This is a genomic window from Pseudomonas sp. MWU13-2100 (assembly GCF_023242365.1).
Lineage (GTDB): Bacteria > Pseudomonadota > Gammaproteobacteria > Pseudomonadales > Pseudomonadaceae > Aquipseudomonas.
Genome location: NZ_JALLIX010000001.1, coordinates 91850 through 111484, shown reverse-complemented (window position 1 = coordinate 111484; position 19635 = coordinate 91850). Strand labels below are relative to the sequence as shown.

The window sequence follows — 19635 nt, the reverse complement described above, 5'->3', positions numbered from 1 at the left end:
CATCAGGCCGCGGGCTTGCGGTAGATGGAAGGTTTGACCAACTGCACATCATCGGTGATTCCATTCAGGCTCTCCGAATGGCTAATGACGAAATAACCACCAGGCTTGAGGTGCTTGAGCAAGCGCTGCACCACCTGGGACTTGGTCTGGTTGTCGAAGTAGATCATCACGTTGCGCAGGAAAATCACGTCGAACTGGCCCACCGCGGGAATCGGGGTGTTCAGATTGAGCGAAGTGAAGTCGATACGCGACGCCAGCGCCGGATCCACCATGAAAATGCCGGAATTGCTACCGACGCCCTTGAAGCAGTACTTGTTCAGCAGCGCTTCGGGGATGCCCTTGGTGGCATCCAGCGGATAACGTCCGGTGCGGGCCTTGTCGAGCACACGCGTGCTGATATCCGAGGCGAGAATCTCCCATGGCCGCGAGCCCAGGCTGTCGGCCAGGACCATGGCCAGGGTGTAAGGCTCCTCGCCGGTGGAGCAGGCACCACTCCAGATCCGTACCGGGGCCTGCCCCCGCAACTCGGGGAGAATGACCTCCTTGAGGAATTCAAAGTGCCTGGGCTCGCGGAAGAAATAGGTTTCGTTGGTGGTCAACAGGTCCACGGCCATCTGCAGCTCGGCCTTGTCCTTGGTCAGCAAGCGATAATAGCTGCCGTAGTTGGTCAGCTTGAAATACTGCAGGCGCTTGGCCAGGCGACCGCTGATCAACTGTTTCTTCGCGTCGGACATGCTGATGCCGGCGATCTCGCGGATCATCGTGCGAAACTGCTGGAACTCATTGTCTGAGAGAATCACATTCATGAGGCCAGTCCTTGTGTCAGGGCACCCTGGGATTGCAAGGCCGACCAGTCGTCCGCGTTGAGAATCTGCTCGATGTCCAGTAACAGGACGAAGCCGCCATTGAGCTTGCCAATGCCCAGGATAAATGCCGGGCTCAGGCGTCCATTAAGGGCTGGCGCGGGCTCGATCTGGTCCCGGGCGATCTCCAGCACCTCGCTGACCGCGTCGACAATGATACCCACCAGGCCGGAACTGCCCGCCCCGCGGGTTTCCAACATGACGATGCAGGTGCGGGCACTCTGCTGCGTCAGACTGCCGCCGAAACGCAGCCCCAGGTCCAGCACCGGAATCGCCGCGCCACGCAGGTTGGTCACCCCACGAATGCTCGGCGGCGCCAGCGGCAGCGCGGTAATCGGGCCGTACTCGACGATCTCGCGAACACTCAAGGTGCCGACGGCAAACATCTCCTGGCCCAGGCTGAACGTCAGGTACTGGGTCGGCACCGCGTCCCGTGGGGGCCGCAGCGGCGAAATGGATTCAGACATGGCTCACTCCCGGGGACTGGCCGTGAACGGCCAGTCCCTTCTCAAGATTGGACAGAGGCGCCCGCTTGCCCGGCGCCCGATCGACAGCACTCAGTGCAGTTGGCCGGCGATTTCGCTGACGCAGAGCACCTGGTCGACTTGCAGCAAGGTCAGGAACTCACCCCGGACCCTGACCATGCCGCGGATGAAATCCCCACGGATCCGGTTACCGATCACCGGGGCCGGCTTGATGTCCGCCAGGTCGATCTCGATCACCTCGCTGACCGAGTCGACAACGATGCCCAGTACCTGCGAGTCGCCCTCCTGCAACACCTCGATGATCACGATGCAGGTGCGACTGCCCAGTTGCGTGGTACCTCTGCTGAAACGCGCCTGCAGATCGATCACCGGTACCACCGAGCCACGCAGGTTGATCACCCCGCGGATAAAGTCCGGCATCATCGGTACCTGGGTGACCTGGCCATACTCGATGATCTCGCGCACGCACAAGGTATCGATGGCGTAAACCTCCCTGGCCGAGGTGAATGTCAGGAACTGCGTGGGCTCGCTATCCCCCGGGTTCTGCGCCTCCGGTTCAAGGACGCTGGCGGCTGCTGGATTCATGGCTTAACTCCCGAAGCGAATGAAGCCGCCCTCATGGGCCTGCTCGCTGCCCTGCATGCCCCGCTGGCTGGAAGGGGCCACCCGCAGCACCGGCGTGACCGCCGAACCGCCCTGCAGGGTGAAAAAGCCCATCAGTTCCTGCAACTGCTCGGCCTGGCTGCTCATTTCCTCCGCCGTGGCCGCCAGTTCCTCGGAGGCCGAGGCGTTCTGCTGGGTAATCTGGCTCATCTGCGACATGGCCCCATTGATCTGCTCGGAGCCAATCGACTGCTCTTCGGAGGCGGCGGCAATTTCCTGGACCAGGTCGGAGGTCTTGGTGATCGAGGGCACGATTTCATCCAACAGGCTGCCGGCGCGCTCGGCCAGGGCGACGCTGTTTTTTGCCACTTGGCCGATCTCCTGGGCCGCGATCTGGCTCCGTTCGGCCAGCTTGCGCACCTCGGCCGCGACCACCGCAAAGCCCTTGCCATGCTCACCGGCACGGGCTGCTTCGATCGCCGCGTTGAGCGCCAGCAGATTGGTCTGATAGGCAATCGAGTCAACGATACCGATCTTCTCGGCAATGGTTTTCATCGCCGAAACGGTGTCCTTCACTGCCTGCCCGCCTTCGCTGGCCTCCTTGGTGGCCTTGCCCGCCATGCCATCGGTGACTTTGGCATTCTCGGTATTCTGGGCGATCGATGCCGACATCTGCTCCAGCGATGCCGAAGTTTCCTCGACTGACGCGGCCTGCATCGACGCCGACTGGCTGATGCTTTGCGCGGTGGCGGAAATCTCTTCCGAAGCACTGGACAGTGAATCGGCGGAACTGCGTACTTCACCGATGATTTGCGAGAGCTTGCCCACCGTCTCGTTGACCGAATTTTTCAAGTCTTGCAGGCTGCCCTGGTAGTGCCCCTTGACGCTGCGGGTCAGGTCACCGCTGGACAACGCCGCCATGACTTCCATCGCCTCGCTGAGCGGGGCAACGATCGAGTCCAGTGTGCTGTTGATCCCCTCGACGATGCGGCGGAAATCACCTTGATGACGAGTGCTGTCGGCGCGGGTATCGAGTTTGCCGACCACGGCATCCTCGCTCAGCCGGCGGGTGTCTTCGACCAGCGCCTGGATATTGCTGCGCAGTTGCTCGATGTTATCGTTGATGAAGGATTTCTTGCCGGGGAAACGGGCCAGGGGGGCCGCCAGGTCGCCTTCACCGAACGCACGGATACAGGCCATCGCTTGTTTCTTGACGCTGATATGGCCGTTGACCATGTCGTTGATGCCCTGGGCGATCTGGCGGTATGAGCCCTGGAATTTCTGCACATCGATCTGCACATCGATGTCGCCTTTCTCGTGCTGGTCCGACATCCGGTTCATCTCTTCGATCAAGGTCATGATCGTGCTGCGCAGATGTTCGATGGTGACGTTGATAAAGGCTTTCTTCCCGGGGAAGGCCTGCAGCGGCGCACCCAGGTCGCCCTCGCTGATCGACTTGATGCAGGCCATGGCCTGTTTCTTCACGCTGATATGGCCGTTGACCATGGTGTTGATCCCTTGGGCCATCTGCCCGTAGCTTCCGGCGAAGCGGCCAGCCTCGATCTGCACCTCGATATCGCCCTTATCATGTTCGGCTGACATATGGTTCATTTCAGTAATCAGCTGGCTCAGAGTGCCGCTCAGTTGCTGCATGGAACCCAGCAAACCCGAAGCAGCGCCTTTGCCGCTGGTCACGGTATCCAGTTGACCGGCGACCAGGAGCTCGCTCAGGGCCCGGACTTCATCCGGCTCGCCGCCCAGGGCACGCAACAGACCACGCGTCAGGAAAAAACCCAAGAGGAGGGTGACCAACAGGGTCACACCAGCCACCAGGCTGATGGTGTAGAACGCGGTCCGCTCGGTCCCGGTCGCGGCCTGGGCCGCCTTACCGCCCAGCTCCAGGTTGTACTGACGCATATCGTTCAAGGCCGCGGTGACTTTATCTTGTGCCGCCTGGCTGTCGAGCAACACGCCACGCGCCGCCGCTTGGTCGCCGGTTTTAAGCAGGCTGGAGAAACGCTCCAGGCCAAGGTAGTACTCATCGAGGCGGGCACGCAGGCTGTTGAGCAACGCCGCGTCGTGATCATCGGAGATCAACTCACGCTGATAACGATCCAACGCCTGGGTTACCAAGGCCTGTGTCTTGTCGGCCCGCAACGAGCGACTGTCGGGCGACGCGGAAAGGTCCTGCCATTGATGAGCATGGTTATCAGCCAGAGTCTCGGCCACCTGGTCGAGCAGGACGATGCTCGGTACCGTATTGACCTGGGCATAGCCGGCCAAGGTCCTGACCCCGCCCATCAGGTAGAGGCTGACAGAGCCCAGGATCAGGATGCCCAGCAGGGCGGACGCGACCAACAGCGAAATATTCTTTTTGACGGTCATGAGGCTGCACTCCAGGGTGAAAGCTATTGAGTCAGTTCAGGGCTGAGGGTCGTGCCGTGTTTCTGCTGGCTGACGACTTGCCCGAGTAGGTTGGGAATATCCAGGATCAACGCCACCGCGCCGCTCCCCAAAATGGTGAAACCTCCCAATCCATGGGCCGTGCCGAACAACTTGCCCAGCGGTTTGATCACGGTCTGGAACTCCCCCAGCAGTTGATCAACCACCAGCCCCACCCGAACCCCCGCGTAATGCACCACCACGATGTTTTCACGGCCCGTATTCGGCTCGTCGACGGCAAACATCTCCCGCAGACGCAGGACCGGCAACACCGAGCCCCTGAGGTCCAGATAGTCTTGATTGTTGCAATCATCGGCGCTCAACTCGATGCACTCCTCGACCATGTCCAGGGGCACCACATAAGAGGCCTTGCCGACCCCGATAAGAAAACCATCGATGATCGCCAGTGTCAGCGGCAGGCGAATGCGCACCGTGGTGCCCACCCCCTCCTCGCTTTCCAGGTTGACGCTGCCGCGCAGCGCCGTGATGTTGCGCTTCACCACGTCCATGCCCACGCCCCTCCCGGACAGGCTGCTGACCTGTTCGGCGGTGGAAAAACCGGGCTCGAAAATCAGATTGAGAATGTCCTTGTCCGCCAGCACCTGCCCTTCCGCCAGCAGCCCCCGCTCCCGGGCCTTGTCCAGGATCCGTTGTTTGTTCAAGCCGCCACCGTCGTCGGAGACTTCAATGACGATGCTGCTGGCTTCGTGATAAGCGTTGAGACGAACGGTGCCCTGGGCAGGCTTGCCGCGGTCGCGGCGCAATTGCACGGCTTCGATACCGTGATCCATGGCGTTGCGCACCAGGTGAGTCAAGGGATCGCCAATGCGCTCGACCACGGTCTTGTCCAGCTCGGTTTCCGCGCCGTTGACCTCAAGCACAATGTCTTTGCCCAGTTCCTTGGAGACATCGCGGACCACCCGCTGGAAGCGGTTGAAGGTGGCGCCGATCTGCACCATGCGCAGGGTCAGGGCGCTGTCGCGCACCTCCTCGACAAGGCGCGAGAGGGAACTGGTAGCCTCGATCATCTCGCCGATGCCCGTGCGCGCCGCCACCAGATTGGCACCGGCACCGGCGATGATCAGTTCGCCCACCAGGTTGATCAACTGGTCCAGTTTGCCGGCATCGACGCGAATCAGATTGCCCTCGACCGAGCGCGCCTCCCGGGTCGGCTTGCTTCTGGACAGCCCGTCGCCTTGAGGTAGAGGCTGATCCGGCGTGACCTCGGGGGTCGGCATGCTCGTCGCAGGCCGCACCTGAGTCGCCGCCTGCCAGTCTTCGCGGGTCAGCGAACCACAGGCGATGAACACCTCGAGCAAAGCCTGCGGGTCGCTGCCCAGACGTTCGATCAGCGCCTGGAAATCCGCCGGTTGGCGCTCCGGGGGCAACACGCAGATCTGGCTGTCTTCGCGAACGAACTCGAAAGCACTTTCGATGGTCGCCTGATCGACGTCACTGACAAACCCCAGTTCGAAACCCAGGTAGCAACTTTCAGGGTCCATCGCCGCCACTTCCGGCAGACGGTCGGTCATGCAGACGACCCGGGTGATCTGCCCGAAGCTCTTGAGGTAGCGCAGAAAGGACAAGGGGTCCATGCCATTGCGCAGTACATCGCTGCCGAAACGCAGCGACAAGTGCCAATGGCGCAAGCCACCCGCCGAATCGCTCGCGGCCGTGGCCACGAGCGCCCCCGGCTCCGGCTCCGGAGAAGGCGCCAGATAACGATTGAGCCGCGCAACCAGAGCACTGCCCTGCCGCTCATGATCGACGGTGATGCCTTGCAGGTCGCCATGCTGAGCCAGCAGTTCGATCAATTCCCCCAGGTGGTCACGAACCTGCAGGAACAACGCACTGAGTGCCTCGTCCACCCGCAGCTCATTCCCACGTACCCGGTCCAGCACGCTTTCCGCCACATGGGTGAAGGCCACGATGGGGGTCAGGCCGAACAAACCGGCGGAACCCTTGATGGTGTGAGCCACACGAAACAGTGCGTTAATCGTATCAACGTCATCGGGGACCTGCTCGATCCGCAGCAGTGCGTCCTCCATCAGCAATAGCAGTTCCTGGCTTTCGGCGATAAAGGTCTGCAGCACATCGTCCAGGTTCATCGGCGAAGTCATGGCGTCAGTCTCTCTGTGCAGGAGCGGCAACCGGCTCTTCGAAATAGCGATGCAATCCGCTCAAGTCGAAGGCCTGGAGTACCGCCGCGCTGTGATTGCTCAGGATCAGGGTACGGCCCTGACGGACCGACTCCTGCTTGGCCAGTACCAGCAGTTGCAGGCCGGCAGTGTCCAGTTCGTCGACACTGCCCAGGTCCATTTCCACCTCTTCAGCCAGGGGAAACAGCTCCAGAAGCAGGTCTCGGCGCTCGGTCGCGGTGTAGATGGTCAACGGGCCCTCAAGGACCAGGATCCGACGCAGGCAAGGCAGGGTATGTGGCATGACTATCTCCTTCCCAGGGGGCCCTGGGCGGCTACGGCATGATCAATTTGGACACGGCACTGAGCATCTGGGCCGGCTGGAAGGGCTTGAGCATCCAGGCTTTCGCGCCGATGGCCTGGCCCTGCTGTTTCATCGACTCAGCCGCTTCGGTGGTGAGCATGATCACCGGCGTGAACTTGTACGCCGGCATCTGCTTGGCGGCCTTGACGAAGCTGAGGCCGTCCATGTTCGGCATATTCACGTCGCTGACGATCAGGTGGATCTTGCGACCGTCGAGTTTGCTCAAGGCATCTCTGCCGTCACAGCCCTCGATCACCTCGTAACCAGCGCCCTTGAGGGTGATGCTGACCACCTGGCGAATGGAGGCGGAGTCATCGACGATCAGAATGGTTTTGTTCATGGGGTACTCCCTAGAAAAAGGTGATGTCGGATGAAGCACTGCCGGCCAGCGGCTTGCCGTGATGAATCGCGTGTTGCTCCGGCATGGTGTAGGTGCTGGCCAGTTGTTCGAGCCAGTCATGGGCGGCAATAGGTGGCGGCGTGGCACCGGCCTGGCTGAGGTGTTGACGTTCGCTGACCTGGTCACGCAGCCTGCCGAGGTCGTTGTTGACCAGGCTGAGCATCTGGCTGACCCGGTCCTGAAACTGCAGGGCCACCAGCACGCCGGCGATCTCGCTCGCGACATTTTCGCTCTGCTGTTGCAGGCCGCTGCTGGTGTCGACGATGGCCTGAGCGTTGTGCCGAAAATGCTCGATCACCTGAGACACCAGTTGCTCGGAATGGACCAGGGTCTGCGAGTCCTGCTGCGCCTGATGCCGGGACAGTTCGACCGTGCGGGCGATCGCCGCATTGACCGTGTTCACCGTCTCGCTGATTTTCTGGCCGGTTTCGCCGGACAGGCTGGACAGCTTGCGTACTTCGTCCGCCACCACCGCGAAACCGCGACCGGCGTCACCGGCGCGGGCGGCCTCGATGGCCGCGTTAAGCGCCAGCAGATTGGTCTGCCGGGCGATATCACCGACAAATTTGGCCATCTCCTGCAACTGCGAGGTGAAGTCGGAGAGCATCAATACCTCCTTGAGTTCCGACTCCTTGCGCAACAGGGCGCCACGTAGCGCAACCATGATCGAATCCAGGTCACGCTGGCCCACCTCGAGGATCTCCACCAACCTGGCCCCGGAACTCTGCCCGGCCTCCTTGGAGGCTGAAGCACTGATGTCGCCTGACAGCGTGGCGAAACGGTTGCTGAGCTTGAGAATCGATTCTTCGCTGAGGCTGCGGGCCGCGTCGATCTGGCGACACCAGACCGGCAGAACCTGGGTGCAGACCTCGGCCAGGCCCTCGTCCGGTGATGCGGATAAAGGCCTGCTCAATGATTCAAACACCTGCTCCTCACACCGTTGCCCGACCCTCAGGGTGCGTAGCGCCACGCTGCCGATCAGCAAGGACCCCGCCAGCACAGCGGCGCTGCTGCCCACGGCCAGACTGTTCAGGCCGAGGCTGAGCAGAATCGCCAGGCCACCGAGGGCGCCACTCAAGAGCGCCGGCAGCAGCGTCAGGTTCACGGGGGAAACCAGCGTCTGTCCTTTCACCTTCGTCTCTCCAGATCAGGATCGCTCAAAAACCGGAAGGCCGGTCGGACACCCGGTGAAAGGGGTGTACCGATGGTTCTGGCTGCCTGGAGAGATAGTGGCCCGGTAACATCAGCCCATCTATCGGAGCATCCCTATTTACAACTAGGACTTGCAGGACGGTAATTAGGAAAATCCCTACAAACGCCTTCGGTCCAAAGCGCTTCGAGATTTTTGAAATTCCAGCTTTTTTCCAGTTCCAGGCTGATATGTCGTGCAGCAGTGTTCCATCTGAATGACCCGGCCCATGCGCAGATCGCCAAACATCTCGATGACCGCGACCTTGGACCTGGCGCAGACGTTGGCGGCCCGCACCAGTTCGTCGCTCATCTCCACTCGGGCGCGTTCGGGCTTGGGCGTGCACGAGGGAACCGCCGCGATGGGTACGACGGGTGCGACAACAGGCACTTCGCAAAGGGGCTGTACCACCTCCGGCGTGTCGATCCCCTTGGCAGGATCAATCCAGACATGGGTAATGGAGGAGTCGCGGACTTTCACCAGGGTCAACTCACCCTCAAGCAGAAAGCTTTTTTTCCAGAACGGGTGATCGATCCAGGGACCGCACAGCTCCTGGATATACATGCCAACGCTCAGGTCCGCCACGAAGACTTTTTTCAGCACGATCGAGCTCCTTTTCAGGTAGCGACAAGCCCAGGCTGAATGTTCCGCTGCCCCCCTTGCCGATCGAATCGGTACGCACGTGGAACATGGCGGTGAACTTGACTGGCATGAAAAAAATATTGCCGCATGCCCGTATGCCCCGCCATCGGAGCATCCCTATTTCAGGGTAGGGATAACCGGGACCGGGTAGGAAAGTCCCTAAATGCGTCTCGCTCTGCCCGTGGGTCTGGTACATGCTGCATCGGTATTTCTGGCAGGCAAAAAAAATCCGGAAATCCTCACTTTCGTGGGCTTTCCGGATTTTCTTCTACAACAAATATGGTGGGTCGTGTGGGATTCGAACCTACGACCAATTGGTTAAAAGCCAACTGCTCTACCAACTGAGCTAACGACCCGCTGTGTGGTGGCGCGTATAATACTGATTTCTAACGGGAATTCAACACCTCAAATGAAAAAAATCAAAAATAACGTGTCGGATCGCTGATTCCGGCCGCGGCGAAGCCTTCAGCACGCAGTCGGCAGCTGTCACATTTCCCACATGCAAAGCCGTTAGCATCCGCCTGGTAGCAGGATACGGTCAGCGAATAGTCGACTCCGAGCTTGATTCCGGCCTGGACGATATCGCCCTTGCTAAGGTTCTGCAGCGGTGCCTGGATGCGGAAACCATTGCCCTCGACACCGGCCTTGGTCGCCAGATTCGCCAGGGTTTCAAAGGCCTCGATGAACTCGGGACGGCAATCCGGATAACCGGAATAGTCCACCGCATTGACGCCGATAAAAATATCCCGGGCACCGAGCACTTCAGCCCAGCCCAGGGCCAGCGACAGGAACACGGTGTTGCGGGCCGGCACGTAGGTCACCGGGATCCCTTCACTCGGCGCTTCGGGCACGTCAATGCTGCTGTCGGTCAGGGCCGAGCCACCGATGCCATTGAGGTTCAGGCCGATGACCTTGTGCTCGATGACCCCGAGATCACGTGCGACCCGCTCGGCCGCCTGCAACTCGGCGCGGTGCCGCTGACCGTAGTCGAAGCTCATGGTGTAGCAGCTATAGCCCTGGGCGCGCGCCATGGCCACTACCGTGGCCGAGTCCAGGCCACCGGAGAGAAGGATTACCGCTTTCTTGTCAGTGCTTGCTTGGGTGGTCATATCAGCGCCCCGGCTCGTCATTCCATAGATATTTGTGCAGCTGCATCTGCAGGCGCACCGGCAGGTTGTCCGCGACGATCCAGTCGGCCAGCTCACGGGCCGGCAGATCGTGGTGGCTCGGCGAGAACAGCACTTCGCCAGCACGCTTTTCCAGACCGTACTGGATCAGCTTGGACACCGCCCAGTCATAGTCCTCCCGCGAGCAGATGACAAATTTGACCTGATCGTTGCGGGTCAGCAGCTCGATATTTTCGTAGCGATTGCGATGCGATTCCTTCGAGCCCGGCGTCTTCAGGTCGAGCACGCGGCTGACCCGGGTGTCCACCGCCGAGATATCCAGCGCCCCACTGGTTTCCAGGGACACGCTGTAACCGGCGTCACAGAGCTGCTTGAGCAAGGGAATGGCATTGGGCTGGGCCAGCGGTTCGCCGCCGGTCACGCAAACATACCGTGGACGGTAATCGGCCACCTGCGTCAGCAGGCTGTCCAGGGTCATCAGCGTGCCGCCACTGAAAGCGTAGGCACTGTCGCAGTACTGGCAGCGCAACGGGCAGCCAGTCAGGCGTACGAAAACGGTGGGCAGCCCAGCCGTCCGCGTTTCACCCTGCAACGAGTAAAAAACTTCGGTGATTCTCAATGTGTCTTGCATAGTCGCCACGGGCGTAACAGCTAAACAGGCCGTCCGCCTCAGTCAGGCACTGCCATGAACCTGCAATCGCACAGTCCAGGACAGCGTGTTTCATAAAAAAGGGGGTGAATTCTAACGAAAAAACCCGCGACAAGCGCGGGTTTCTTCAAGCAGGCCGTCGACCGTCACATGCGCTGCAGGTCGCGCTGTGCCAACTGCGCGGCGGATGTACCCGGATATTGGGAAACCACCTGCTGCAGAATGCCTTTGACCTTGTCGGTATGACCCAGGCGACGCTCGACATCGGCCAGCTTGTACAACGAATCCGGCACTTTGGCGTGCTTGGGATACAGCTGGCTGACCTTGGCGAATGCCTGGCCGGCACCTTGCAGGTCGCCTTTGGCCAGGTTCACTTCGCCCAACCAGTACTGCGCGTTACCGGCGTACTGGCTGTTGGGGTACTTGCGCAGGAAAGCGCTGAACGCCTGGCTGGCCTTGTCGAAGTCCTTGGCCTTGATCAGGTCGAAGGCTGCGTCGTAATAGAGTTTTTCCTTGGCCGGATCACCCGGCTCGCTGCTGGCCGCGGGGGCCTGGGCAGCGGGTGCAGCACCGGCGGCGGCATTGACATTGCCACCGGTCGAAGAATTATCAGGAGCCGCAGCCGCCGGAGCGCCGCCACTGCCTATGCGCCGATCAAGATCCTGGTATCGCTCCAGGTTTTCCTGCTTCATGCGCGCAATATCGTTTTGCAGAACTTCGATCGCGCCCTGTTGCTGCGCGAGTTGTTCCTGCATGCGTTGCAATTGATTGAACAGCTCGCCCTGTGCCGAGACAGGGGTCGAAACCCCTCCCCCGGCATAGGCGCCGTTCGTACCGTAACCCGCAGGCGGATAACTCCCACCATTATTGCCGGAGTTGTTATCGACCACAGGAACCGCAGCCCACGCCGCAAGCGGCATGAAGCTGAGAGCCAGAACAGTTACAGCACGACGGCACGTTCGCATGACGAATTACTTACGCAGTTCGACGCGACGGTTTTGAGCCCAGGACTGCTCGTCATGGCCAGTAGCTACTGGACGCTCTTTACCGTAGGAAACCAGTTCCAGCTGAGCTGGGGCAACGCCTTGCAGAACCAGGTAGCGTTGAACGGCTTTCGCACGACGCTCGCCCAGTGCCATGTTGTACTCGCGAGTACCACGTTCGTCGGTGTTACCTTCCAGAACGACTTTGCTGCCGTTAGCTTTCAGGTCCTTGGCGTGAACGTCAAGGGCACGCATGGCTTCTGGCTTCAGGTCCGAGCTGTCGTATTCGAAGTAGAAAGTGGTGATAGCGCGCAGAGCAGCTTCTTCGCTCAGGGAGCCGTCGACTGCACCAGTGTTAGCGCCGTAACCAGCGTTTGGGTCTACAGCGCCTTGACCGGCATTGTCGCCGCCTTTGGACGAGCAACCTACAGCTACAGCCATGGCCAGAGCCAGCGCAGCAAATTTACCAAACTTCAGCATTTCCATCGTAAAACTCCTAATGAACCCCAGTGTGTTAAGCAAAATCTTTGTAGCGCCGCGTCAGTTCAGGTAAGGGGACCAGGAAGGTTCTCTGACTTCGCCTTGAGCGGTAGGAAGCGGGAGCCTTACGCGTCCATTGATGGACACGAGCATCAAGACTCCCCGGCCCTGCTGGGCGGTGGCGTAGATTACCATGGTGCCGTTGGGCGCGACAGTGGCTGACTCATCAAGGTTGGTGTCTGTCAGTATTTTTACTGTCCCACGTTGCAGATCCTGAGCCGCCACCCGGAAATTGGTGAAGCCGTCCTGGCGGTGAATCATCACCAGGGTCTTCTCATCCGCCGACAGTTTCGGGGCGGCGTTGTAGTTCCCGATAAAGGTCACGCGCTCGGCACCACCGCCATTGACGTTGGTTTTGTAGATCTGTGGCTTGCCGCCGCGATCGGAGGTGAAGTAGATGGTCGAGCCATCCTTGCCCCAGAACGGTTCGGTGTTGATGCCCGGGCCGCTGGTGACGCGACTCATCTGGCGCGTGGCCATGTTCATCACGTAGATGTCCGGGTTGCCGTCCTTGGACAGCACGAACGCCAGGCGGTTACCGTCCGGCGACCAGGACGGCGCACCGTTGAGGCCTTCGAAGTTGGTGATCTGCTCACGGCGACCGGTATCGATGTGCTGGACGAAGATGCGCGGACGCTTCTGTTCGAACGACACATAGGCGATACGCTTGCCATCCGGGGCGAAACGCGGCGACAGGATCGGCTCGCGCGATTGCAACAAGGTCACGGCGCGGGCACCGTCATAGTCCGAACGCTGCAGGGTGTAGCGGGTGTTGTTCACCGAGAAACGCTCAGCCGTGACATAAAGCATGCGCGTGGAGAACGCGCCCTTGATGCCGGTGAGCTTTTCAAAGGACTGGTCGGAGATATAGTGCGACATGTCGCGCAACTGATCGACCGTGCCCGAGACGCTGCCGGTCAGCACCTGCTGCTCGGTGGAAACGTTGAACAGTGCGTACTGCACCTGCAGGCGACCGCCCGAAGGAACAATGCTGCCGACCATGATGTACTGGGCGCCCAGGGCCTTCCAGTCACGGTAGATGACTTCGCTGGCCTGGGTCGGCAGGCTGATCATGTTCTGTTTCGGAATCGGCGAGTAGTAACCGGAGTTACGCAGGTCGTCGCCGATGATCTGGGCCATGTCATCCGGCAGGACGCTACCGCCCTGCCAGCCGAACGGTACGACCGCGATGGGCGTGGCCCGATCGCTGCCGCTGGTGACCAGAATGTTCTTTTCATCCGCCATCGCCATCCCTGCCAGGCAGCAGATCACGACAAGCATTGTTCGAAGAAGGTTTCTCACAAGGCTAGATCCTCAGGTGTGAATGTCATCTTGAAGGAACGATAGGGCGCAAAGTCGCTCGGTTTCATTCCCTGCATTTCCGTCAAACGACCAATATTCTTGACCGCAGCTACCGCCGAGGCGTCAAACGGGCCGTCGCCACTGGACTTGGCCACCGAGACCGTGGTCACGGTACCGTCCGGCAACATGCCGATTTGCAGCACCACCGTCATGCCTTTACGCGCCGAAGGAGGACGTGCCCAACCTTCTGCCGCCCGCGAGCGAATCAGATCGTCAAAACTGCCCGCCGTTTCATCACCCTGCTCATCGGCCAGGGCTTGTTGGCGTTGTGGCGTGTCGGAAAGCAAATCCGCCAGGGCCTGGGCCTTTTTATCTTCAGCAGCTTTACGCGCCGCATCCTGCGATTTCTTCTTCGCAGCATCGGCAGCGGCTTTCTTCTTCGCATCCTCGGCGATTTTCTTCTTCGCCTGGTCAGCTTCGGATTTCTTCTTCGCGTCTTCGGCCGCTTTCTTCTTGGCGTCTTCGACGATTTTCTTCTTCGCCTCTTCAGCGGCCTTCTTGGCCTCTTCTTCAGCGGCCTTCTTGGCTTCGTCGTCGGCTTTCTTCTTGGCTATATCGGCCAATTCCTTTTTCGCCTCGGCAGCCTTCTTCGCGTCGTCGGCTTTCTTGGCCTCATCGGCCTTTTTCGCCTCTTCGGCTTTCTTGGCTTCGTCAGACTTCTTGGCTTCGTCGGCCTTTTGAGCCGCTTCCTCTTTCTTTTGTTCCGCAGCCTTTATCGCTTCCTGCTCGACCTTCTTCTGTTCCATCTGTTCGACTTCGGTCTGGCGCGCGGCGGATTTCTTCGCCTCACCCGCAATCTTCTGATTGGTCTGGGTGGTCGCCTGACTTTTCGATTTCAGCTGATACAGGGTCGCCTGGACAATCGGCTTGGCCTCAGGCAATTCCGGGGTCATGGCAAAACTGACGAACAGCATGCCAAAGATCAGGATATGCAGGCCGATCGCCCAGACCCAGGGCCAGAAGTAGCTTTCCGAAGCGGACGGCTCTCGCTGTTGGTGCATCAGGGGGCCTCGGTAATCAAGCCAACATTACCGACGCCGGCCTTCTGCAGACCGCCCATGGCCCCCATGACGGAGCCATAGTCGACGGTCTTGTCACCGCGAATGAACACCTGGGTACGCTTGCCGCCTTCGGTGCCGGCACGGATGATCTTGGTCACCGCGTCGGTCATCTGCGGCAGGGTCATGGCCCTGTCCTGCTGTTTTTCGGTATCGACTTCGCTGCCAAGGTTCCAGTAGTAGGTCTTGTCAGCCTTGATCGAAATGGTCAGGACCTGGGTATTGTTGTCCTGCGGCAAGGCTTCGCTGGAAACCTTGGGCAGATCAACCTTCACGCCCTGATTGAGCATCGGCGCGGTCACCATGAAGATAACCAGCAGCACCAACATCACGTCGATGTAGGGCACCACGTTCATCTCGGCGACCGGCTTGCGTTTGTGGCGAACTCGGGCCATTGGGATTTACCTGCTCACTCTTCGCTGGTGTGCACTTTACGGTGCAGGATCGCCTGGAACTCATCGGCGAAGGTGTAGTAACGGCTGATCAGGGTCTCGCCACGGGCCGCAAAGCGGTTGTAGGCGATAACCGCCGGAATCGCCGCGAACAGGCCGATGGCGGTGGCCACCAGTGCTTCGGAAATCCCCGGGGCCACGGTGGCCAGGGTCGCCTGCTGGGCGGTAGCCAGGCCACGGAAGGAGTTCATGATCCCCCAGACGGTGCCGAACAGGCCGATGTACGGGCTGACGGAGCCGACGGTGGCGAGGAACGGCAGGCTCTGCTCAAGCTTTTCCTCTTCGCGGGAGATGGCCACGCGCATGGCACGCGACACGCCTTCCATGACCGCTTCCGGATCAACCCCCGGTTGCTGGCGCAGACGGGAGAACTCCTTGAAACCGGCGCGGAAGATCTGCTCCACGCCCGAGTCCGGGTCCGGGTTGCTGCCGGCCTGGCGGTAGAGTTTGGACAGGTCGATGCCCGACCAGAAGCGCTCTTCGAAGCTCTCCAGGGCGCGACGGCCGGCGCGCAGCAGGTTGCTGCGCTGAAAAATCATGACCCATGAGGTGACCGAGGCGGCCAACAGGATCAGCATGACCAATTGCACCACGATGCTGGCATTGCTGACCAAGCTCCACATGGAGGAATGGTCGACGACGTTAGCTTCCACGCTTTATCTCCTGCTCTAAGTGAGTACCCGCGCCGCTTGTGTCGGCAAAGGCCGAACGCAAGGCTTCTGGAATGGCCCGGGGTTTTAAACTATCGGCGCGCACACAGGCCACCAGGAACCGCCCTTCACAGAGCAGCGTTTCATCATCAGCCCGCCTGACCTGCTGCTTGAAGCGCAGGCTCGCACGGTTCAGCTCAATCACCTCGGCACTGATCAGCAACTCGTCGTCCAACCGCGCCGGCGCGTGGTAGCGCGCTTCGCTGGAATGCACGACGAACAACAGGTTCTCCCCTGCCAGCGAGGATTGGGCAAAGCCCAATGCCCGTAGCCGCTCGGTTCGAGCCCGCTCCATGAACTTAAGGTAATTGACGTAATACACGATGCCGCCGGCATCGGTGTCCTCGTAATAAACGCGACAGCGATGTGCGAACGACTGAACCCCGTTTTGCGCGCGCATACTCTAGTGCTTACTCCTCAGGTTGCCAATCCGGCCAGGCAACTGTTTTTCATCCTTCGACGACTTTTTGCATGAAGATTCACGACAGCTGCCTTTCGGACAACGCAAACCGCGAATAAATCAGCCCCAATCCTGCCTTTACTCGTCCAGTGCATCCAGAAACTCGTCTACCACAGGCATTTCACCCAAGCGCGACGGAATGTTCAAACCGAAGTGCAGATAGGCATGCCGGGTCACCACCCGTCCACGGGGGGTACGCATGATGTAGCCCTGCTGGATCAGGTAAGGTTCGAGCACATCCTCAATGGTGTGCCGCTCCTCACTGATCGCCGCCGCCAGGCTGTCCACTCCCACCGGGCCACCGTCGAACTTCTCGATCATGGTCAGCAGCAGGCGCCGGTCCTGGTGGTCGAAACCGTGTTCGTCGACATCCAGCAGGTTCAAGGCCAGGTCCGCCACGGCCTTGGTGATATGCCCCTTGGCCCGTACTTCGGCGAAATCACGTACCCGGCGCAACAGCCGATTGGCGATCCGCGGCGTGCCCCGGGCCCGCCGAGCAATCTCGAACGCGCCCTCCGGGTCCAGCGGCAGGCCGAGAATCCCCGCCGAACGGGTGACGATGGTCGCCAGGTCCGCGGTGCTATAGAACTCAAGACGCTGGACGATACCGAAGCGGTCACGCAACGGGTTGGTCAGCATGCCGGCGCGCGTCGTGGCGCCGACCAGGGTGAAGGGGGGCAGATCAAGCTTGATCGAGCGCGCCGCCGGCCCTTCACCGATCATGATATCGAGCTGGAAGTCTTCCATCGCCGGGTACAGAACTTCCTCGACAACCGGTGACAGACGGTGAATTTCATCGATAAAGAGCACATCGTGGGGTTCGAGATTGGTCAGCAGCGCCGCCAGGTCTCCGGCGCGCTCCAGCACCGGTCCCGAGGTGCTCTTGATCGACACGCCCATTTCCTGGGCGATGATATTGGCCAGGGTGGTCTTGCCCAGGCCCGGCGGGCCGAAGATCAGGGTGTGGTCCAGGGGCTCGCTACGCCCGCGCGCCGCCTGGATAAACAGCTCCATCTGCTCCTTGACCGTCGGCTGGCCGATGTACTCGGCCAGGCTCAACGGTCGAATGGCGCGATCCTGGACTTCCTCGCGGTCACGCCCGCCGGAGGCGGTAATCAAACGGTCGGCTTCAATCACTTAGATCATTCCCTTCAGGGCGCGACGAATCATGTCTTCGCTGCTCAGGCCTTTGTCTTTGATCGCCGACACTGCCTTGCTCGCTTCCTGGGGCTTGTAGCCCAGGGAAATCAGCGCACTGACCGCATCGCTTTCAGCGCTGGCCAGCGGCTGCGCAGGCGCGCCGTCCGGCTGGTTGGGCACCAGGGCAAACATGCTCGGCACGGTTTCCCAGGCCTTGAAGCGGTCCTTGAGCTCGACCAGCAGGCGCTCGGCGGTCTTCTTGCCGACACCCGGCACGCGCACCAGCGCCGAGGTATCCTGGGCCTGCACGCAACGCACCAGCTCATCGACCTCCAGGCTCGACATCAGTGCCAGGGCCAGCTTCGGCCCGACGCCATTGAGGCGGATCAGCTCACGGAAAAAGTCGCGCTCGCGCTTGCCGACGAAGCCATAGAGTAACTGGGCATCCTCGCGCACGACCAAATGGGTGTGCAGGGTCAGCGGCTCGCCGACCGACGGCAGCCGGTAAAGCGTGGTCATCGGCACCTCCAGCTCGTAGCCGAGGCCATTCACATCAAGGATGAGGTGCGGCGGCTGTTTTTCTGCCAGGGTGCCGCGCAAACGTCCAATCACGTATCAGATCCTTATTTCTGGCCAGACCGTTGGCTGACGACTCGGAACGATAGCCCACTACCTTATCCGGCGTGGCGCTATCGGCAAGCAAAACTGTTTGAGGCGATGATGCTATCAGAGACGCAGGCGACCGCCACGACTACGTGCGGCGCCCAGACCATGGGGCAACAGGCTGGAACGGGTGTGCGCATGGCACAGGGCAATCGCCAGGGCATCCGAGGCGTCGATTTGCGGCTTGGTGGTGAGCTTGAGCAAGTGCATGACCATCATCATCACCTGCTCCTTGTTGGCGCCCCCGGTGCCGGCCACGGCCTGCTTGACCTGGGTTGCGGTGTACTCGGCGATCTCGAGGTTTTCCTCGGCCCCCGCAACGATGGCCGCGCCCCGAGCCTGACCGAGCTTGAGCGCCGAGTCGGCGTTTTTCGCCATGAACACCTTTTCGATGCCCATGGTCACCGGACCGTAGGTCTGGATCACTTCGCGGACGCTGCGGTAGACGATCTGCAAACGCTCATGCAACTCGCCGCTACCGGTGCGAATGCAGCCCGAGGCAACATACACACAGCCGCGCCCGGTGTCGCGCACCACACCATAACCGGTGATGCGCGAACCGGGGTCGATACCAAGAATTAAAGTCATAGCGCCTGCGTTTGGGTCAGCCGAGCTGTTCGGCTACCGATTCGGGAATATCGGCATTGGAATAGACGTTCTGCACGTCGTCCAGGTCCTCGAGCATATCGATCAGCTTGAGGACCTTTTCCGCGCCCTCCAGATCGAGTTCGGCGCTGGTGGTCGGCAACATGACGATTTCCGCGTCCGCCGCCTTGAATCCCGCCGCATCCAGGGCATTACGCACCGTATAGAAGCCGGCAAACGAGGTGAACACATCCATGGAACCATCTTCGTGGGTCACCACGTCATCGGCGTCGGCGTCCATCGCCGCTTCCATCAGCGCGTCTTCATCGATGCCCGGGGCGAAGGACAGTTGCCCCTTGCGTTCGAACAGGTAGGCCACGGAACCATCGGTCCCCAGGTTGCCGCCACATTTGCTGAATGCATGGCGCACGGCGGCCGCGGTACGGTTGCGGTTGTCGGTCATGCATTCAACCATGACCGCCACGCCGCCAGGACCGTAGCCTTCGTAGCTGAGCTCGACCATATCGTCGGTATCGGCGGCACCGGCACCACGGGCCACCGCGCGATCGATGATATCGCGGCTCATGTTCGCCCCGAGAGCCTTGTCCAGCGCCAGCCGCAGGCGTGGGTTGGAGCCCGGATCACCACCGCCCTGACGAGCGGCAACGGTCAGCTCACGAATCCACTTGGTGAAGATCTTGCCCTTCTTGGCATCCTGACGTTCTTTGCGGTGCTTGATGTTCGCCCACTTGGAATGACCTGCCATAACTCGCTCCGAAT

20 protein-coding genes, 1 tRNA gene and 2 pseudogenes are annotated in these 19635 nt (G+C 60.6%); all 23 read right to left on the bottom strand.

The genetic code is table 11. From position 1 onward, the window contains the following. Positions 1 to 2: 2 nt before the first annotated feature. Positions 3 to 806 (bottom strand): CheR family methyltransferase, encoded by an 804-nt coding sequence (locus M5B99_RS00550; RefSeq protein ID WP_248802147.1) that lies wholly within the window; start codon positions 804 to 806, stop codon positions 3 to 5. Continuing rightward, the gene (locus M5B99_RS00545; protein ID WP_248802146.1) at positions 803 to 1330 is read right to left on the bottom strand and encodes a chemotaxis protein CheW; all 528 of its coding nucleotides are present in this window, start codon (positions 1328 to 1330) and stop codon (positions 803 to 805) included. Before M5B99_RS00545 ends, M5B99_RS00550 begins: the two co-directional genes overlap by 4 nt. 90 nt (positions 1331 to 1420) lie before the next feature. Beyond that, the gene (locus tag M5B99_RS00540; RefSeq protein ID WP_248802145.1) at positions 1421 to 1933 is read right to left on the bottom strand and encodes a chemotaxis protein CheW; all 513 of its coding nucleotides are present in this window, start codon (positions 1931 to 1933) and stop codon (positions 1421 to 1423) included. Between the two features lie 3 nt (positions 1934 to 1936). Beyond that, a pseudogene (locus M5B99_RS00535) lies at positions 1937 to 3727 on the bottom strand (methyl-accepting chemotaxis protein); the annotation flags it as partial. A 632-nt stretch (positions 3728 to 4359) separates the two neighbouring features. Beyond that, positions 4360 to 6501 (bottom strand): chemotaxis protein CheA, encoded by a 2142-nt coding sequence (locus M5B99_RS00530; protein ID WP_248802344.1) that lies wholly within the window; start codon positions 6499 to 6501, stop codon positions 4360 to 4362. A 16-nt stretch (positions 6502 to 6517) separates the two neighbouring features. Further along, entirely contained in the window at positions 6518 to 6835 is a 318-nt protein-coding gene (locus tag M5B99_RS00525; RefSeq protein WP_248802143.1) for a lipid asymmetry maintenance protein MlaB, read from the bottom strand. Positions 6836 to 6866: 31 nt separating this feature from the next. Next, the gene (locus tag M5B99_RS00520) at positions 6867 to 7235 is read right to left on the bottom strand and encodes a response regulator (RefSeq protein WP_248802142.1); all 369 of its coding nucleotides are present in this window, start codon (positions 7233 to 7235) and stop codon (positions 6867 to 6869) included. Between the two features lie 10 nt (positions 7236 to 7245). After that, a pseudogene (locus tag M5B99_RS30095) lies at positions 7246 to 7848 on the bottom strand (methyl-accepting chemotaxis protein); the annotation flags it as partial. Positions 7849 to 8604: 756 nt separating this feature from the next. Further along, the gene (locus M5B99_RS00510; RefSeq protein ID WP_248802140.1) at positions 8605 to 9087 is read right to left on the bottom strand and encodes a DUF3391 domain-containing protein; all 483 of its coding nucleotides are present in this window, start codon (positions 9085 to 9087) and stop codon (positions 8605 to 8607) included. Positions 9088 to 9406: 319 nt separating this feature from the next. Beyond that, positions 9407 to 9482 (bottom strand) — tRNA-Lys (locus M5B99_RS00505). A gap of 63 nt (positions 9483 to 9545) precedes the next feature. After that, positions 9546 to 10235, bottom strand: a complete 690-nt coding sequence (queC, locus tag M5B99_RS00500; RefSeq protein WP_248802139.1) for a 7-cyano-7-deazaguanine synthase QueC — start codon at positions 10233 to 10235, stop codon at positions 9546 to 9548. Position 10236: 1 nt separating this feature from the next. After that, positions 10237 to 10884 carry a 7-carboxy-7-deazaguanine synthase QueE gene (queE, locus tag M5B99_RS00495; RefSeq protein WP_248802138.1) on the bottom strand — a complete coding sequence of 216 codons (648 nt, stop codon included), beginning with the start codon at positions 10882 to 10884 and terminating at the stop codon, positions 10237 to 10239. Between the two features lie 164 nt (positions 10885 to 11048). Beyond that, positions 11049 to 11867, bottom strand: coding sequence for a tol-pal system protein YbgF (gene ybgF / locus M5B99_RS00490; protein ID WP_248802137.1), 819 nt, complete (start codon positions 11865 to 11867; stop codon positions 11049 to 11051). Positions 11868 to 11873: 6 nt separating this feature from the next. After that, complete coding sequence (gene pal / locus M5B99_RS00485; protein ID WP_248802136.1) at positions 11874 to 12371, bottom strand: peptidoglycan-associated lipoprotein Pal; 498 nt, start codon at positions 12369 to 12371, stop codon at positions 11874 to 11876. Between the two features lie 54 nt (positions 12372 to 12425). Beyond that, complete coding sequence (gene tolB, locus M5B99_RS00480; RefSeq protein ID WP_412548683.1) at positions 12426 to 13676, bottom strand: Tol-Pal system beta propeller repeat protein TolB; 1251 nt, start codon at positions 13674 to 13676, stop codon at positions 12426 to 12428. Positions 13677 to 13723: 47 nt separating this feature from the next. Beyond that, entirely contained in the window at positions 13724 to 14788 is a 1065-nt protein-coding gene (gene tolA, locus M5B99_RS00475; RefSeq protein ID WP_248802135.1) for a cell envelope integrity protein TolA, read from the bottom strand. Further along, a complete protein-coding gene (gene tolR / locus M5B99_RS00470) occupies positions 14788 to 15240 on the bottom strand; it encodes a protein TolR (protein WP_103499434.1) in 453 nt (150 codons plus the stop codon). The genes tolA and tolR overlap by 1 nt, the downstream gene beginning before the upstream one ends. Positions 15241 to 15254: 14 nt before the next feature. Beyond that, positions 15255 to 15950 carry a protein TolQ gene (tolQ, locus tag M5B99_RS00465; protein ID WP_100938831.1) on the bottom strand — a complete coding sequence of 232 codons (696 nt, stop codon included), beginning with the start codon at positions 15948 to 15950 and terminating at the stop codon, positions 15255 to 15257. Further along, positions 15940 to 16407: a tol-pal system-associated acyl-CoA thioesterase gene (ybgC, locus tag M5B99_RS00460; protein WP_103499435.1), complete on the bottom strand. Its 468-nt coding sequence runs from the start codon at positions 16405 to 16407 to the stop codon at positions 15940 to 15942. Before ybgC ends, tolQ begins: the two co-directional genes overlap by 11 nt. A 138-nt stretch (positions 16408 to 16545) precedes the next feature. Further along, on the bottom strand, positions 16546 to 17604 hold the full coding sequence (gene ruvB / locus M5B99_RS00455) for a Holliday junction branch migration DNA helicase RuvB (RefSeq protein WP_248802134.1): 1059 nt from the start codon (positions 17602 to 17604) through the stop codon (positions 16546 to 16548). Then, entirely contained in the window at positions 17605 to 18219 is a 615-nt protein-coding gene (ruvA, locus tag M5B99_RS00450) for a Holliday junction branch migration protein RuvA (RefSeq protein WP_248799845.1), read from the bottom strand. Between the two features lie 114 nt (positions 18220 to 18333). Beyond that, positions 18334 to 18858, bottom strand: coding sequence for a crossover junction endodeoxyribonuclease RuvC (gene ruvC / locus M5B99_RS00445; RefSeq protein WP_100938827.1), 525 nt, complete (start codon positions 18856 to 18858; stop codon positions 18334 to 18336). A 16-nt stretch (positions 18859 to 18874) separates the two neighbouring features. Beyond that, positions 18875 to 19621 (bottom strand): YebC/PmpR family DNA-binding transcriptional regulator, encoded by a 747-nt coding sequence (locus M5B99_RS00440; protein ID WP_248802133.1) that lies wholly within the window; start codon positions 19619 to 19621, stop codon positions 18875 to 18877. Positions 19622 to 19635: the final 14 nt, after the last annotated feature.

Excerpts from the sequence above, each read along its gene's own strand:
- M5B99_RS00440 (WP_248802133.1), bottom strand. The coding sequence starts at position 19,621 with ATGGCAGGTCATTCCAAGTGGGCGAACATCAAGCACCGCAAAGAACGT.
- queE (WP_248802138.1), bottom strand. The coding sequence starts at position 10,884 with ATGCAAGACACATTGAGAATCACCGAAGTTTTTTACTCGTTGCAGGGT.
- M5B99_RS00525 (WP_248802143.1), bottom strand. The coding sequence starts at position 6,835 with ATGCCACATACCCTGCCTTGCCTGCGTCGGATCCTGGTCCTTGAGGGC.
- ybgC (WP_103499435.1), bottom strand. The coding sequence starts at position 16,407 with ATGCGCGCGCAAAACGGGGTTCAGTCGTTCGCACATCGCTGTCGCGTT.
- ybgF (WP_248802137.1), bottom strand. The coding sequence starts at position 11,867 with ATGCGAACGTGCCGTCGTGCTGTAACTGTTCTGGCTCTCAGCTTCATG.
- tolR (WP_103499434.1), bottom strand. The coding sequence starts at position 15,240 with ATGGCCCGAGTTCGCCACAAACGCAAGCCGGTCGCCGAGATGAACGTG.
- M5B99_RS00520 (WP_248802142.1), bottom strand. The coding sequence starts at position 7,235 with ATGAACAAAACCATTCTGATCGTCGATGACTCCGCCTCCATTCGCCAG.
- ruvC (WP_100938827.1), bottom strand. The coding sequence starts at position 18,858 with ATGACTTTAATTCTTGGTATCGACCCCGGTTCGCGCATCACCGGTTAT.
- pal (WP_248802136.1), bottom strand. The coding sequence starts at position 12,371 with ATGGAAATGCTGAAGTTTGGTAAATTTGCTGCGCTGGCTCTGGCCATG.
- tolA (WP_248802135.1), bottom strand. The coding sequence starts at position 14,788 with ATGCACCAACAGCGAGAGCCGTCCGCTTCGGAAAGCTACTTCTGGCCC.
- tolB (WP_412548683.1), bottom strand. The coding sequence starts at position 13,676 with ATGGCGATGGCGGATGAAAAGAACATTCTGGTCACCAGCGGCAGCGAT.
- queC (WP_248802139.1), bottom strand. The coding sequence starts at position 10,235 with ATGACCACCCAAGCAAGCACTGACAAGAAAGCGGTAATCCTTCTCTCC.
- M5B99_RS00540 (WP_248802145.1), bottom strand. The coding sequence starts at position 1,933 with ATGAATCCAGCAGCCGCCAGCGTCCTTGAACCGGAGGCGCAGAACCCG.
- M5B99_RS00550 (WP_248802147.1), bottom strand. The coding sequence starts at position 806 with ATGAATGTGATTCTCTCAGACAATGAGTTCCAGCAGTTTCGCACGATG.
- M5B99_RS00530 (WP_248802344.1), bottom strand. The coding sequence starts at position 6,501 with ATGAACCTGGACGATGTGCTGCAGACCTTTATCGCCGAAAGCCAGGAA.
- M5B99_RS00545 (WP_248802146.1), bottom strand. The coding sequence starts at position 1,330 with ATGTCTGAATCCATTTCGCCGCTGCGGCCCCCACGGGACGCGGTGCCG.